The sequence below is a fragment of the Paenibacillus sp. 2TAB26 genome, from assembly GCF_052115145.1.
In the GTDB taxonomy this organism is placed as follows: Bacteria; Bacillota; Bacilli; order Paenibacillales; family Paenibacillaceae; genus Pristimantibacillus.
Genome location: NZ_JBFRGC010000005.1, coordinates 95,207 through 111,918, shown reverse-complemented (window position 1 = coordinate 111,918; position 16,712 = coordinate 95,207). Strand labels below are relative to the sequence as shown.

General features: G+C 44.4%; 11 protein-coding genes and 1 pseudogene. 11 read left to right on the top strand and 1 reads right to left on the bottom strand.

The genetic code is table 11. The features are described from left to right. The first annotated feature begins 204 nt into the window (after window positions 1–204). From AB4Z50_RS06465 to AB4Z50_RS06420, 10 genes are all read left to right on the top strand, one after another. The gene (locus AB4Z50_RS06465) at window positions 205–1,077 is read left to right on the top strand and encodes a carbohydrate ABC transporter permease (protein WP_441877079.1); all 873 of its coding nucleotides are present in this window, start codon (window positions 205–207) and stop codon (window positions 1,075–1,077) included. Window positions 1,078–1,095: 18 nt separating this feature from the next. Continuing rightward, window positions 1,096–1,977 (top strand): carbohydrate ABC transporter permease, encoded by an 882-nt coding sequence (locus AB4Z50_RS06460; RefSeq protein ID WP_441877076.1) that lies wholly within the window; start codon window positions 1,096–1,098, stop codon window positions 1,975–1,977. A gap of 325 nt (window positions 1,978–2,302) precedes the next feature. Beyond that, window positions 2,303–5,731 carry an S-layer homology domain-containing protein gene (locus AB4Z50_RS06455; protein WP_441877073.1) on the top strand — a complete coding sequence of 1,143 codons (3,429 nt, stop codon included), beginning with the start codon at window positions 2,303–2,305 and terminating at the stop codon, window positions 5,729–5,731. A gap of 972 nt (window positions 5,732–6,703) precedes the next feature. Beyond that, window positions 6,704–7,819 (top strand): CobW family GTP-binding protein, encoded by a 1,116-nt coding sequence (locus AB4Z50_RS06450; protein ID WP_441877070.1) that lies wholly within the window; start codon window positions 6,704–6,706, stop codon window positions 7,817–7,819. Between the two features lie 133 nt (window positions 7,820–7,952). Further along, the gene (locus tag AB4Z50_RS06445; protein WP_441877067.1) at window positions 7,953–8,483 is read left to right on the top strand and encodes a hypothetical protein; all 531 of its coding nucleotides are present in this window, start codon (window positions 7,953–7,955) and stop codon (window positions 8,481–8,483) included. A 307-nt stretch (window positions 8,484–8,790) separates the two neighbouring features. Further along, window positions 8,791–11,280 (top strand): EAL domain-containing protein, encoded by a 2,490-nt coding sequence (locus AB4Z50_RS06440; protein WP_441877064.1) that lies wholly within the window; start codon window positions 8,791–8,793, stop codon window positions 11,278–11,280. 199 nt (window positions 11,281–11,479) lie between these two features. Further along, window positions 11,480–12,007, top strand: a complete 528-nt coding sequence (locus tag AB4Z50_RS06435) for a sigma-70 family RNA polymerase sigma factor (RefSeq protein WP_441877061.1) — start codon at window positions 11,480–11,482, stop codon at window positions 12,005–12,007. 65 nt (window positions 12,008–12,072) lie between these two features. Further along, window positions 12,073–13,248, top strand: coding sequence for a hypothetical protein (locus tag AB4Z50_RS06430; RefSeq protein ID WP_441877059.1), 1,176 nt, complete (start codon window positions 12,073–12,075; stop codon window positions 13,246–13,248). After that, complete coding sequence (locus AB4Z50_RS06425) at window positions 13,245–14,198, top strand: ABC transporter ATP-binding protein (RefSeq protein ID WP_441877056.1); 954 nt, start codon at window positions 13,245–13,247, stop codon at window positions 14,196–14,198. Before AB4Z50_RS06430 ends, AB4Z50_RS06425 begins: the two co-directional genes overlap by 4 nt. Further along, the gene (locus AB4Z50_RS06420) at window positions 14,195–15,064 is read left to right on the top strand and encodes an ABC transporter permease (protein ID WP_441877053.1); all 870 of its coding nucleotides are present in this window, start codon (window positions 14,195–14,197) and stop codon (window positions 15,062–15,064) included. Before AB4Z50_RS06425 ends, AB4Z50_RS06420 begins: the two co-directional genes overlap by 4 nt. Window positions 15,065–15,159: 95 nt before the next feature. On the opposite strand, the pseudogene AB4Z50_RS06415 reads toward AB4Z50_RS06420, so the two are convergent. Then, a pseudogene (locus tag AB4Z50_RS06415) lies at window positions 15,160–15,504 on the bottom strand (GNAT family N-acetyltransferase); the annotation flags it as partial. A gap of 153 nt (window positions 15,505–15,657) precedes the next feature. Here AB4Z50_RS06415 and AB4Z50_RS06410 point away from each other — a divergent pair. Further along, complete coding sequence (locus tag AB4Z50_RS06410) at window positions 15,658–16,695, top strand: LacI family DNA-binding transcriptional regulator (RefSeq protein WP_441877050.1); 1,038 nt, start codon at window positions 15,658–15,660, stop codon at window positions 16,693–16,695. The last annotated feature ends 17 nt before the right edge of the window (window positions 16,696–16,712 follow it).

The following is a 16,712-nucleotide window of genomic DNA, read 5'->3' as shown; positions in this document are numbered from 1 at the left end:
ACAGGGAATTTCCTGATTGCATGAAGATCAGCAAGCTGAAGTCCTTTACAGCAAGCACAACTGGAAGCTGCTAAAAGGATCGCATGCCGAAGCTGTCAGGAAATCCCCGTGCTCTTACTAGCATTACGAAGTAGGTTTGCTGCGCAAACCTTGGCTTATGCTTACGAAGTAGGTTTGCTGCGCAAACCTTTAGGAGGGACGATTATGTCATCATCTTTACGCATCAGAGGCTTTATCGCTATCGGACTTCTTCCGGCGCTTGCGCTTTTCATCTTTTTTGTTATCGTACCGATACTATGGTCATCTTATTATGGCTTTTTTGATTGGAAAGGCATTGGGGAGATGCGATTTATCGGACTGGACAACTATAAAGAGGTTATTCAAGACCGGTTGTTCTGGCATTCGTTCAAAAACAATTTGCTCATTGTTGCTGCGTCTGTTTTCGGTCAGGTGCCGATTGCATTGGTCTTGTCCTTAGTACTGCTCAAAAACGGCTGGTTTCAAAAGTTTATCCGAGCTTCTATCTTTATGCCAATGGTACTCTCTTCCGTTGTAGTCGGTATCATCTGGGGATACATTTATCATCCGCAAATTGGTGTACTGAACTTTTTTCTAGATACGTTGGGATTAAGCAGTTGGAAACAGCAGTGGTTGTCTGACCCATCGATATCGATGTATGCCATCATGGTTCCAATCATTTGGCTGAATGTAGGTCCATATCTTATTATGTTTATTGCCGCTTTGCAAAATATTCCGAGTGAAATTGATGATGCCGCTCAGATTGACGGCGCAAAAGGCTCTCGCAAGCTGTTCTCGATCAAGCTTCCGATGATTTGGGATACGATTAAAGTAGCCGTGGTGCTCTGTATATCCGGCAGCCTTAAAGCATTCGATCTTATTTATGTCATGACAGGCGGCGGGCCGGCGAATTCGACGGAGCTGCTCGCATCGTACATGTACAATAATACATTTTCGATCTATCGCTTCGGTTATGGCAGCGCAGTATCCACCATGATTATCATCATCAGCTTGGTTCTCGTAGCGGGAAGCCAATATTTAATGAAATCAAAAAAATAATGGAGGGGGACCCACAGTATGACTACGCCATCAATTAGCGCTTCACACTCAGCCTCCTCCGCAAATTTAGGAACAGGGCTGCGCAAGCTGAGAGGAAGCTTGCAATCCATTGGTCTAACCGTATACGCCTTAGTCACGCTTTATCCGCTCATTTGGCTGTTTATTAGCGCTTTTAAAACAAATGAAGAATTTTACTCGCGTCCGTTCGGCCTGCCGGACATTTGGAATTGGAGCAACTTCACTCGTGCTTGGGAAGTTGCAGATATGGGCACTGCGTTCATGAACTCGGCCATTGTTACTTTAACAGCGCTTGTCATTACGCTTGTAATGGGTGCATTAAGCGCATATGTGATCTCACGTTTTCAGTTTAGAGGCAAGCTGCTCGTAATGGGCATTTTTATGCTCGGCATGCTCATCCCTATTCACAGCACACTCGTTCCACTGTTCATATTAATGAACAAGATCGATATTTTGAACACTTATGCAGCATTGATTTTGCCTTATACAGCGTTTGAGATGCCGATAGCCATCTTTGTCTGTGTGGCTTATATGAATACCTTCCCGAAAGAAATTGAAGAGGCTGCGATGATTGACGGGTCTGGCTACTGGGGAATTTTCCTTCGTATGATGCTTCCATTGTCCCTTCCGGCTCTAGCGACAGTTGGTATCCTAGCCTTCTTGAGATATTGGAATGATTTCTCCTTCGCGCTCGTCTTTATTAGTGACCCTGGCTTAAAGACGCTGCCGCTCAGTCTATCCATATTTGCAACAGGTTACTCCACAGACTATAAGCTTACGATGGCAGCGATGGCGCTTGCTGTTATTCCAACGATCATTGCTTATCTGGCATTTCAAGAACAGGTCATGAAAGGGATGACAGCTGGAGCAGTTAAAGGTTAGTTAGAGGATAGTAAACAAAAAAAACGGTATCATCCCTCTGGGGAGGATACCGTTTTTTTCTGATTCTATCATTATATTTAGCAGATGCAGATGATCTTGAATACCTAATGGAGCTTCAAAATAGTACGATGCCATTCGTTTGGGTTTATTGCTTATATAGGATAAATAGACTACTAATAGACGCCAAAATGCGCGTGAATATTGGATTTTTCGACTTTATTTTCGCAAAACTAACTTTAGTTGGTGTTTTTTAAAAAGCCTAGCATTTATGCTAAAGCCCGTATGCAACTATAACTTATTCATGATTTGGGAGTGAACTATTCGTATGGCACAAGGATCAATACTAGTTGGGAAAAAGGTAAAAAGTATTCTAATACGAGTCATGTGTTTGGCATTAATGATTTCATTATTTGGGCCTTTGACGAATGCTTCACAGGTATTTGCGGCGCCAGGTTTTAGTGGCGGAACTGGATCTGTTGATGATCCTTATATCGTTACGACACCTGAGCAGTTAGATAGCGTGCGAAATTATTATTCCGTAAATTTCAAGCTTGGCAGTAATATCGATTTAACGGATTATCTTTCTGAAGGTGAAGGAGGATACAATGATGGACAGTTTTGGAAGCCTTTCGGTAGCTTTTTCGGCACTTTCGATGGTGATGGTTATGTGATTAAGGGACTGAAAACGAATAGCAACGAAAATTATGTCGGTCTCTTCGGACAAGTAGCAGCAGGATCTTTTATAAAAAATATAGGGTTAGAAAATGTGGATATCATAGGTGGAATGTTTACTGGTGGTTTAGTGGGCGTTTTAAGGGGCTCTTCATCAGCAGTGTCGAACAGTTATGTTACAGGCGACGTTAGAGGGACGAATTATACAGGCGGTCTAGTAGGGTATAAAGAAGAAGCAAAGATCATAAATAGCTATACGATAACCAATGTTTCAGGCACTTCTCAATTAGGCGGTTTAGTTGGGCTTGAATATAGAGGTGCGATTACAAATAGTTTTGCTGCAGGTTTCGTCGCAACTGCCAATTTTAGTGGCGGGCTAGTGGGCGGTACTTATGGAGGTGCAGACGCTAGCGTAGACGTGGATAGCTTTTATGACAAAGAGGTTTCAAAACAATATGATAATTCAGGGAAAGGAATGCCTAAGTCAACTGCTGAGATGAAAACAAAATCCACATTTACGAATTGGGACTTTGGCTCAGATTGGTTTATAAAAGAGGGGAACTATCCTCAACTGCAAGTTTTCTTGGCAGAAACTCCTACAGCGGATGTAGAAGAAGGGGCAATTGATTGGAAGACAGAGGTGGAGCTTAGCAGTGGGACAATAGGCGCATCCATTTATTATACGACGAACGGCGATGTGCCGACGCTGAGCAGTACACGATACAGCTCACCTATTGTAGTGACGGAAGATATGACGATTAAGGCCATTGCAGTTAAAGGTATGACCTATAATGAAGTTATGATTCAGAGCTACACGATAATAGGAGCAGCAGAAGCACCAACAACGGGAAAATTATCACCAGGAACAAACGTTGACACCACACGTTTGGATGGAGTTACCGATGAAATGGAGCTCAAACTAAATAATGGGCTTTATATGGCGATTGCAGCGGGTTCTGCTTCTATTGACAACCTAAGCGTACAAGTAGGAGATGTGCTATCTCTCCGTACAAAAGCAACATCGGGTAAACCAGCATCTTCTGCACAAGTATTGACGGTAGGTCTTGCGGACATTAAGCCAAGAAGCACGGTGTCCACGCTGACCTCGACAATAGGAACAGTAAGCATCGGCGGAACAGCAAATGAAAAGATAACGAACATTCCATATGGAACAACGTTAGCCGAATTTAAGGAAGCAATTACACCAGCAGCCGATGCGACGTTTGAAGTCTATGAGGCGAATGGAATAAACCAAGCGAACGCATTAGCGACAGGCAACAAAGTCATCGTTACAGCGCAAGATAGAACAACGAAGACCACCTACACTTTAACGGTGCAAGCAGGAGCACCAACAGGGAATTTGTCACAAGGAACAAACGCAGAAACGACGCGTTTGAATGGTGTAACAGATAAGATGGAGTACAAACGCAATAGCGAGAATTACGTTGCGGTTGCAACGGGTACAACTTCTGTTGATAACATAAGCGTACAAGCGGGAGACACGATCTCCGTTCGTACAGCAGCAACATCAGAAAACCTTGCATCTGTTGTACAAATGTTGACGGTTAGTCCAGCGGACATTAAGCCGAAAAGCACGGTGTCCACGTTGACCTCGACACTGGGAGATGTGAGCACTGACGGAACTGCAGATGAAACGATAACGAATATTCCATACGGAACAACGTTAGATGAGTTTATGGATGCGATCACTCCAGCAGAGCATGCCACGTTTATTGTCTATGAGGCGGATGGACTAAAAGAAGCTGACACATTGGTAACGGGCAACAAGGTCATTGTTACAGCGCAGGATACAACGACGAAGACCACATACATCGTAATGATGCAAGCAGCGCCGCCAGCAGGGAATTTGTCACCAGGAACAAACGTTGGAACAACGCGTTTGAATGGGGTTACAGATAAGATGGAGTACAAATACAATAGCGGAAATGATATTGATTTTGTAACGGCTACTAATTTTGTAGCGATTGCAACGGGTCAGACCTTTGTAGATAACATTAATGTACAAGCAGGAGACACAATCTCCGTTCGTACAGCAGCAACACCAGAAAATCCTGCATCTGCAATACAAGTGTTGACGGTTGGATTAGCGGATATTAAGCAAAAAAGCACGGTGTCCACATTGACTTCGACAATAGGAACAGTAAGCACAGGTGGAACTGAAGATGAAACAATAACGAATATTCCATATGGAACAACGTTAGCCGCATTTAAGGCAGCGATCACGCCAGCAGCTTATGCGACATTTGAAGTTTATGAGGCGGACGGCGAGAATGAGGCAGAAACTATAGAGACAGGCATCAAGGTCGTCGTTACAGCGCAGGATTCAACAACGAAGACCACTTATATTGTAACTGTGAATGCAGCGCCAGTTGTACCAACACCGACGCCAACAGGACCGAGTGTACCGACAGTTCCTACACCGACACCGATAGCACCAACACCAACGCCTGTTGTCAACAAACCTGTTTACAACGACAAAGTGGATAAAGCATTTGTAGTTGAAATGAAAGCAAAGGCTGAAGCAGCAGCTCCAACAACCTTTAAAGATGTAAAATCAACTTCTTGGAGTTTTGCTGACATTGATTTCGCTGCACGGGCAGGGATTATAAAGGGATATGCAGGCGATAAATTCCGTGGTGAAGCGAAAGTAACACGCGGTGAGTTTGCTCAAATGCTCGTAAATGCTCTTGGATTCACATCTAACGCAGCGCAAGAGCTGACGGATGCTAAGGGTCACTTTGCCGAGAAAGCAATTAGGGCCTTAATGGAAAACGGCATTATGACAGGATATGCAGATGGCAGCTTCGAACCCAATCGTGAAATTACAAGAGCTGAAATTGCAGCACTATTAGCAAGGCTGCTGGATATTTCTCTTTTGAGTACAGAAGCGAAATTCCAGGATATCACTGCGAATTGGGCAGAAGATCAAATCAATGCACTAGCTAACGCTGGGATCATTAACGGTAAGAGTGGACAAAAATTCGAGCCTAAAGCTAGCGCAACCAGAGAAGAAGCCGTTGTGTTGATCGTCCGTCTTCTCAAGATGGTACCTACTAATTAAGCAGGTATAGTTAATTTAATAGTAGAAATTCAAAAAGTAGTTCAATGTAGAGTTAGTCTCAAAATAGATAAATTCGCTGTAGAGATAGTTCGATAACAATATTGAAAAGATGGCGTCACAGAGATTTATTTCTGTGACGCCATTTTTCTATTTTTTGTCTGTTGATGTTCTCCTTAGCAAAAGACTGAGGCGGGAAGTGAAGCAATAAGCACGCATAAGTTCTTATAGCGAGAATAAAGGCTAGGTTTGTAGTCTGTAAGCACAGATATGCGCTTATTGAGCTGCTGAGGCGTAGGGTCGAGGCAGGAAATGATGCAATAAGCACCCATATGTTCTTAAAGTGTGCGAAATAGCAAGGTTAGTTGTCTGTAGGTGCATATATGCGCTTATTGAGCTGCTGAAGCGTAGGATCGAGGCGGGAAATGATGCAATAAGCACGCATATGTTCTTACAGCGTGCGAAACGGCAAGGTTTGTGGTCTGTAAGCACATATAGGCGCTTATTGAGTTGCTGTGGCGTAGGATCGAGGCGGGAAATGATGCAATAAGTACGCATATGTTCTTACAGCGTGCGAAACGGCAAGTTTTGTGGTCTGTAAGCACATATAGGCGCTTATTGAGTTGCTGTGGCGTAGGATCGAGGCGGGAAATGATGCAATAAGCACGCATATGTTCTTACAGCGTAAGAAACGGCAAGGTTAGTTGTCTGTAAGTGCATATATGCGTTAATTGAGCTGCTGAGGCGTAGGATCGAGGCGGGAAATGATGTAATAAGCACGCATATGTTCTTACAGCGTGCGAAACGGCAAGGTTTGTAGTCTGTAAGCGCATATATGCGCTTATTGATTTTAGGATACCTCATTTTTTGCTAAATCGCAGTCCTGTTTACGAAAAGATGAATGAACGTAACAATTACGATATAATAGAAATATTCAAATGCGTTTAAAATTTGTTACATACAGGAGAACTTACAATGACTAATAGAGAAAAACACATACCGGTTCATTTGCTGTCTGGTTTTCTTGGAAGCGGGAAGACGACGCTGCTGAGAAGATTGTTGGATTATTACACCGCGCAGGGATTGAAGCCGGCGGTCATTATGAACGAGCTGGGCGATATTAACCTTGATGGTCAGCTTGTAGGGGATGAAGTGCCTATGGCTGAGATGCTAAGCGGCTGTATCTGCTGCACGATGCGGGGCGATTTGGGGATGGAGATCAGCATGCTCATTGACGAGCATAAACCTGACGTCATTTTTATTGAATCGACTGGTGCTGCCAATCCGATGGAGACGTTGGATGGGATAACCGAGGCAGCGATGTATAAGGAAATCGAACTACGCAGTGTGATCACGATTGTTGATGGTCCTGAGTTGCTCGCGCGGAGCCGCGACGGGAAGGGTCGCACGTTCAAGCTGATGCTGGAGCAAATAAAATGTGCTACGATTTTGCTGCTAAATAAGGCGGACAAGCTTGAGCCGGATCAGCTTGTTGAAGCGCAGCAGCAGCTGCGGGAATTAAATGCCCATGCTCAAATTATAGCAACCGTGCGCTGCGCAATTGACGATTGGAGCTGGCTTGAAACAGCTGAAAATACGGATCGCCATGCCCCTGTGCATGCTGGTGATGAAGCTTTAGACATACAAGAGCGCGCATCAGCCGCGCATGTTCATAGCTATGACAGCCAAGTATGCTCAGTAGCTGGATGTACTCATGACCACGGCGATGACGTTCACTCCCATGATGATGACCTTAGCAGCCACAACCACAGCAGCCATCATCATTCGCATGACCATGTTATGGTTGTGACGCATTATTGGCGCGGCCCGGTGAGCAGTGAAGCCTTTGAATCTCTGCTGCAAAAGCTTCCAGCTAACATTTACCGCGCAAAAGGGATTGTGACGTTTACGGATGCGCCTAGCCGGTTCCTGTTCCAATATGCATATAAGGAATCTGATTTTATGAGAATCGAGCCGCAAGGACATGTAAACGATGTTGCGGTATTTATCGGAGAGCATTTTTCCAAAGAATGGCTGCAAAATGAGCTGGAGCTACTTGAGCAGCATTTGAACATAGAGACGCAGGGGTAATGAACTTGCTGTAGGGATATGTCGAAAATTGCCATTAACATGTCTATTCCTGTGATCGCTTGGGCAAAATAATGCTGACGAGGCATGACCATCGTCTCTGCATCACGAATGTAATAGAAAGGTGTGGCAACAAATGATTAGAAAATGGTTTATTCCTATGGTAGCGCTGCTTGTACTGTTTTCAGTCGCTCCCGTATGGGCAGCGAAGTCGGTTACTGCTTTGCCTGATGCTTCACTAGTGGTTCTTCACCCTAAAGAGTCTGATATAGACAAAGAGCATAAGCATTACAAAGGGAAAATGACTCGCAAAGATTTTGAGGCTTACCGGCTGGAAAAGCTGAAGGAAATAGCGACCTATTTTGGTATTCAAGCCGATGGCAAGTCAGTGGAGCAGCTGAAGAAGGAAGTAGAGGCTGCGAAGCTTGCCAATAAAGATAAATGGGAAGCTTTTAAAGCAGAGCATCAAGCGAAGCGGCTGGAGCATTTGCGTGAGATTGCGAAGGAACATGGCATTAAAACAGAAGGCAAGACGTCGGAGCAGCTGCGCGAAGAGCTATATAAGCTGCATGGCGGAAAAGGCAAACGTCCCCATCGCTTAGAGGATCATGACCGCAGCAACGAGGATAATGATGTTAAAGAGAAGAACAAACAAAATCAAGTGTAAGTGAGCGATTCCATCGCCTCCCCTGTCATAGACAGAGGGGGCTTTTCTTCGTGTGGATATAATGAATTTAAATGAAAAGTGCTGGACTTTCTTACTAGATATCATACAAATAAGAATAGATGCTATCGATCCTTGTCGTTTCAAAAAATAAAGAAATAAAGTGGTTTTTTGTCGAATTATATAGTGTTATTATCCTATTTTTATCATTGTATTTGGGTCAAAATGTCAAGTATACTAGAACCGTATCATAATTTGACATATTACGTCGTTTTCTGCTTTCTCCGACAACAAGGGGCTGATAGATCGGATGAGAAAGATTAGGCTAAGCATCGCTCAAAAATTAATATTTTCCATAGGCCTGCTAGTTATTCTTTCATTTGGTCTATTGGTAACCGCTCACCTCATCAAGCTTTATCATTCCAACCTGCGCGAAAGCGAGCTTCTTGCACAGACGGAATCCATGGCCTACATAAATCCTTTCACTAAAACGATGGATCAAACGATGATGATGCTGGAAACGCTTGAAGTAACCATGACTCAAATGGGCAAAAACCAGATGCAAAATCGTGAATACATAGTCGAGCTGCTTAAGCAAATGCTTATCAAGCATCCTGATCTATTAAGCGTTTATACGTTGTGGGAGCCTAATGCCTATGACGGGAAAGATGCATTTTACAAAAATAAAAACAGCTATGACGATGCTACGGGGCGCTTCATTCCTTATGTCGTTCGCGAGGATCAGTCCATTCAACTGCTGGCCATTGCAAATTACGAGGATAAGGAGAAAGGGAGCTTCTATCAAACGCCTAAACTTACGAAATCTTTTTCACTCATAGAGCCATATGCCTATGATGTTGATGGCAAATCAATAATGATGATATCGCTTGTGCTGCCTCTATTGAATGAGCAAAATGAGTTTTTAGGTATAGTAGGAGCAGATATTTCACTTGAATCGATGCAGAAACAGATCGAAGCTTTCCGGCCGCTAGGAGGATACTCCACGATTATTACGACGGATAATCAATATTTGGCTAACGGCAAGTACCCTGAGCTTGTGAACACACCGTATCGGTTATGGTCAAATAAGGATGAACTTGAGGCGATGAAAGGGACGGATTCAAGAATTGCCTATACACGAGACTCGCAGGACAAGGAGACCGTGCTGCGGTTGCTTCATCCGATTCTTGTTCACAATGTATTATGGCATATTGAAACGATCATCCCCAAAAAGAACATGCTTTCTAATTACTACAAAAGCCTTTGGGAATCGATACTCATCACTGGTATTGCTTTATTTTTGATGGCGATTGCTATGGTGTCGCTTGTCAGGAAAATAATTCTAGTTAATATTTATAAAGTTGTACAAGCCACCTCGGCTGTCGCAATTGGAGGCGAAGAACAGCAGTTAACCATTCATACGAATGATGAGTTTGAATACATGGCTAATCATTTTAATCATATGCTTATCCAGCGCAAGGAAGCGGAGAAATTAATTGAATACCAATCGACACATGATCTAATGACGGGACTTCCTAATCGCTATGCTTATCATCGCTATATGGAAGGGAAATTAGCGGAGCAAGACAAGAAACAAGGCCATATCGCTTTGCTTTTCATAGACCTTGATCGGTTCAAAATGATAAATGATATGCTCGATCATACGATGAGTGACCAATTGCTCCAGAAAATGGCGCATCGAATTATAATTACCGTCGGCAGCTCGGGGAAAGTATTCCGCTTCGGGGGGGACGAGTATATCGTGCTGCTAGAGCAAGTTACTTTTCTCCATGTGGCGATGCATAAAGCAGAAGAAATTTTATCAGCTATTTCCCAGCCCATTGGGCTTGAGGATCGGATGTTTTATATTACAGCAAGCATTGGAATGAGCATTCATCATGAATGGACGTCTGCGACTGCAGACCAGCTGGTGAAGGAAGCGGATATTGCGATGTATGTGGCGAAGAAAGAGCGAAATACATGCAAACTATATTCTCCTACGATTAATGATGTAACGAAGAAGGAGCTTATTCTTGAGAGCAGCATGTCCAAAGCGCTGGAGCTGGGCCAATTTATGCTTTATTACCAGCCCAAGGTTGATTTAGCTACTGGCTCTATTTATGGGGCGGAAGCATTAATTAGATGGAATCACCCGGAGCTTGGTATGGTGTCACCGCTTGATTTCATCCCGATTGCGGAGAAAACCGGCTTTATTATTTCGCTTGGTGAATGGGTGCTGTTTACAGCTTGCCAGCAAATTAAAGAATGGGAGCGCATGGGGCTGCGGCAGATCTCAATCAGTGTAAATATGTCGATGATTCAATTCCAGCAGAAACAAATCGTCCATACGATTGAAAGAATCATTTCGGATGCAGGGATTCGGCCTCATCAAATTGAGCTGGAAATTACAGAGTCGATTTTTATGGATAATGCGGCTCACACGCTTAACATACTGCATGAGCTTCAGCAGCTCGGCGTTAAGCTGTCGCTTGATGATTTTGGAACGGGTTATTCGTCGCTCAGCTATTTGCAAAATATTCCTCTGCACACGTTAAAGATCGACAAATCTTTTATAAGCGGCATCGTAAACGACTATAAGAAACAAATGATTTTTAAATCGGTCGTCGTCATCGCTCACAATTTAAATTTAAAGGTTGTGACCGAGGGAGTAGAGACAGAGGAAGAGCTGCGGATTATTAACGACCACCACTGCGATGCTGCTCAAGGATATATTTATAGCCCTCCTGTTGCGGCACCGAGATTTGTACAGCTGTATATGGAACATAATAAGGAAGCCTGATGGACATTCCGTCTCCCGTCAAACGTGGAGGCGGTTTTTTATTAGACCAGTTTTATTTTCGTATAATTGTTACGTCTTGGGCTTGTCGATAAATATGACATTCGTTTGGTAAAATATTGTTGAGCGATAGGTGTTACAAAATGATCGAAGGCATCGTCTTCTTTATAGCTTGAGCAAAAAACGTAAGGAGGTAAACGGAATGGAACATTCGGCGCCGGATTTGTTTCGTCAACAGTTTAATACACATTATCCTTCGGTTAGACGAAAGCTTGTCGCACTTATACGCGATGAAGCAGCTGCGGAGGATCTTGCCCAGGAAACATTTCTAAGGCTTTACCGGAATCCACCGGATCAGCCTGAAGCAATAGGAGGCTGGCTTCATCGCGTATTAACGAGGCTAGCTTATGATTATATGGATAAAAAAGCACGAGAGCGTGCTCTAACACAAAAGCAGGAACAAAGCATACTCGCACAGCCGCAAGCGGTTCAGTCGAATGAACAGCAGTTGATTGATAAGGACGAGCAGGAACGGGTTAGAGGCTGGTTAGATACGCTGCCCGAACGAGACAAAAAAATGCTTCTGCTCCGATATGAAGGATACAGCTATGCGGAAATCGCAGAGCAGCTCCAGCTGCGGCAGCCGCAGGTCGGGACGATGCTGCGCAGAGCCGGGGCTAGGCTGARGCGCCATGCGCATAAGGCAGAAGGAGCATTGTCTCATGAATGATGTGCGATGGCCAGCGCCTGCTGCACTTAGCATGAAAGGTCAAAACCTTTTAGGAGGAGTTCAAGATGACAAAAAATGATGAAATAAACAAAAAAGAAGCAGAGCAAATGTCGGCTGCATGGGCGCGTCTAGAGAAACAGCTTCAAGCCTCAGAGCAATCGCCGCTTTGGGAGCAATGGGAAGAACAAGGCAAGCACGCTGCTGAGCTCAATAAGGAGTCAACAGCTGCAGCTAGCGCTGCGCAAACAAAAGCTGCTGCCGTTCAAACGTATCCTGAACAAATGCAAGCAAATGTGGTTCCGTTAGGACGAGCTCGTACTTCATCCAGTCCAGCTGCTAATAAACCGAATAAAAGTGGGGCGGCAGGCCGCTGGTTCAAAAGGAACGTTGGCAAAACAATAGCAGCATGCGCAGCAGCTGTCATTACGGTAGTTATAGCGACGCCCTCGACAAATGAAGCATTGGCGGCATGGCTTAATACGTTCCGTATGGATAACGTAATGATTGTGCAGCAAAATGATTTGGAGTCGCTCATGAACAGCTTCATGAAGGATGGCGAAACGCGTGAAACCGTTAACCGTTTCGGCAACTTCGAGCAGACGACTGTCGGAAGCTGGTCAAAGATGAGCGTAGAACAAGCTTCTAAGGAGCTGGGCTTTGCTGTTCCAACATTGACGGTTCCAGGGATTCAGTTAGGTGCCATATCATCGATGTCAGCTCAGACGATTGCCTTCCGCCTAAATGTGGATGAAATCAATAGTGCAATGCGTAAGCTGGGCGCAGATAAGCTGCTGCCGAAATCAGTAGACGGCAAAGCAATTGAATTCAACACAGGCCAAGGTGTAACGATCACGTATGAAACTAAGGAAGGAAGTACTTCTAAGCAAAGCCTATGGGTTGAATATATTAAGCAGCCTAGCATCAAAATGGATCCTTCAGTGGATGCAAAGGATGCCTATGAGGCTATCATTCGCTTCCCAGCGCTTCCTGATCATTTGCGCAAATCGCTTATGCAAGCATCAAACATGGAAAACGGAGTAATTCCATTTCCGCTCATTACAAATGAAAAGCCGGAGAAAATCGTTATTGAAGGGGTTGATGTATATTTGAATCAATCCGCTGACCATAGTTATGCAAATGCGATGTGGCTTAAAGATGGCGTTGTAGCAAGCGCACACTTTAATGATTTTGAGGACAAACAAAAAGTACAGTCGCTTATTGCGGAGCTGATTCATCCATGAGTGCTGTTGCTATTGAAACCATCGGATTATGCAAGGATTACGGTGAAGGACGCGGCTGCCACGATGTTACACTGACGATTAGAGAAGGGGAAGCCTTTGGCTTCCTCGGTCCTAATGGAGCGGGAAAAAGCACGATAGTGAAAATGCTCACAGGCCTTATTAAACCAACCTCAGGTAAAGCTCAAATCTTCGGACAGCCTTCAGGATCAATCGAGGCTAGACGGAGATTTGGCTATTTGCCTGAGTTGTTTCGTTATCCGGATTGGTTGACGGGCGAAGAGGTTTTGGCTTTTCATGCAAAGTTGTGTGAGCTCGACCGCTCTATGGCCAAACGACGCATTCATCAGCTTCTGGACGATGTGGGCATTGGCAGCCGGGGAAGCGACAGGCTCAAAGGGTATTCGAAGGGAATGCAGCAGCGGCTTGGACTCGCATGCGCGTTACTCACAAATCCGGATATCGTTTTTCTTGATGAGCCGGCTTCAGCGCTTGATCCCGTTGGCAGGCATGAGGTGCGAGATTTGCTTGCTAGGCTGAGAAGCCAAGGGAAAACGATCTTTCTTAATTCGCATTTGCTTGAGGATGTGGAACAGTTATGCGATAAGGTCGCTCTTCTGAATAACGGAAAAGTGCTGGCGGAGGGAAAGGTATCCGATGTGCTGAGCTCGCAGTCGAGCTGGCGTTTGCGTGTCAGCGGTTATACCCCCTTAGCAGCTGAACGTATTCAGCAGCTGCTAGGCGCGAATGTGATCGTGTCGAACGCTGAGCATGATGATGCATCTGTATGGCTGGAGATTGAACTGGAAAATGACGAGCAAATTGGGTTGGTCAATTATATTCTTATTGAGCTGGGATTGACGCTGTATGAGGTTGGGAAATTGCAATCACGGCTCGATGAGTGGTTTATGCAGGCCATAACGGGCCTTGAGCATAGGGGGGAGCGCAGATGATCGCGGTTTGGGGCCTAACTTGGAAGGAGCTCGTTCGTAAAAGAGTAACGCTTATGACGGTCATCATGACGGTTCTCTTCTGGATTGCTTACTGGTTTATTGCTGATGCTATCGCCGGTGGCGAGGTGAATGTTGCGACTTCTATGAACTTATTCGAAAATTTTGCCCGCAGTGCAATGATTATGACATTAGGTTTCTTCTTTGGCGCTTTTGCAGTTGCCTTCCTTTCTATATTCAGCTCCGTTGCGGCTGTGACAGGGGAAGCAGAGCAAGGCGTTCTTCAATCCGTACTCGCAAGGCCCATTGCGCGCTGGAAGTGGTTTTTGGGCAGATGGCTCGGTTTTGTCAGTTATGTTGCGTTATATGCATTCCTGTTATTCAGCTCAATTATTCTTATCAGCTGGGCAGAAACTGGCGTCTTATTCAGCATGATGGTGTACTTCAAATCTCTTTTGTTTTTTATGTCTGTTATTCCGCTATTAGTATCCTTAACGATGCTCGGCTCCTGTTATTTAAGTCCTTTAGGAAACGGCATATGGATGACGATGCTCTTCGGTATGGGCTGGCTTGGCAGTACGATTGGCCGGTTTATGAGCACAGGTAGGATTCAAATGAAAGGGATGCAAACACTTGAGACTATAACAGGCTTAATTAAGCTGGCTATGCCGGCGGATACTTTGCAGCAGCGCATGCTAAACGAATTATTTTCAATCTCTGAGCTTAGAGGTTTATATAACATTAACGCAGAGCTAAGTATTTTCTCTATTAACGGGGCGGCATCAAATTCCTTTTTAATTTATTGCGGTATTTACACGGCTGCTCTGCTCGGCATAGGTATACTAATTATGAGGCGAAAAGATTTTTAAGCGGGGCTGCCCCTTTTTGGAGGAGGCAGTCGACTGCTTTTTTTTATGTCTTTATGGAAGATTGGATGCCATTAAAGGGAGGAACATCAGTAAGATTAAGTGTGGAAGCCTGCATAAATAGTATGATTTTTGTTGAAAATAAAAGCTTCTCTTTCTTTGGAAAATCCAATTTTCTCGGCAACACGAATGGACGCTAAATTATTGGGGTCTATAATACTGATTAATTTTTGCAAGCCTAAGTGATGAAAACCATATTGCTTGCAAGCCATGGCTGCTTCAGAGGCGAATCCTTTGGACCAATATTTTTTATTTATATGGTAGCCGATTTCCACCTCAATTGTTCCATCGATCGTTTGTTTAACAAGGCCACAATCACCGATTAGTTCATCCGTTGCCTTTAAGCAGACTCCCCATAAACCAAATCCATCGTTTTTGTATCTAGTTATTCATAAATTCACCGATAATGCTTCTTCTTCGTTAGGTATGAAAAGTGATTTCAATAAAAATGCAATAGGGTGCTTGTGGACTTTGCGAGCGTCTGCTAAACTAAAGTTGTTATTCAGTAAATTTATTAACTAAATTCGGAGTGTGGCATGGCAACGATAAAAGATATTGCGCAGGAGGCAGGCGTTTCAGCTGCTACCGTATCCAGGGTTTTGAACAATGATGTCACCTTGGCAGTAAGTGAGGAAACGCGTACACGAATATTCAGCATTGCCGAGCAGCTGCAATATAAGCCGTCCAGGCTGAGAAGAATGAAGAAGGAAGAGCAGCTCTCGCGTCAGCAAATCGGTTTGCTCATGTGGTCGACACTGGAAGATGAGCATGATGATCCTTATTTCTCCTCCATTCGCAAAGGCATTGAAACGCGCTGCGAGGAGCTTGGAATCAACATTGTGAAAGTGCTTCGCGGCAACAGTCGAGTGGAGATGCAGTCGTTCAACGAGCTGGATGGTGTGATTGTTGTAGGCTCCATTCATGATGAGGATGTTAATCAGTTGTATAGCAACGGAAATCGGCTTGTATTTGTAAACCATTCAGGCGAGCTGTATGAGTATGACACCGTAAAGCTGCATTTTGAGCAAGCAACCCGAGCAGTAATCAAACATCTTAGAGAACTAGGACACCAAAAAATAGGCTACATCGGCGGGAATGATTATATCCATCGTCTGAATCGTCAATTTGAGAGTACAGAGACGGATGAGCTTCGCCGTGTTTTTTTCGAGAAGGAGATGCGTGAGCGCGGTCTTTATGATGAAAACTTCGTCATTAAGGCATATTGGTCTTCAAACAGCGGATATGAGGCGATGAATCAGATGCTTCAGCAAAGCTCGCGGCCAACCGCTTGTTTTATTGGAAGTGATCCCATGGCTGTAGGTGCTTTGCGCGCGCTGCATGAGCATGGTCTTCGGGTGCCTGATGATATGGCGATAGTAGGTTTTGATGACATTGAAATCTCTGCATTTTTGAATCCGCCGCTAACGACGGTTCGCGCGCATACTGAGCATATGGGCAGAACGGCGGTACAACTGCTGCTTGAGCGGATCGAAGGCCGTGAGGCAGCTGTTCATATGACCGTTAATACGACACTCATCGTGCGGGAAAGCTGCGGCAGCTCTGTGAAATCGTAAGTATTCATTTATATAAA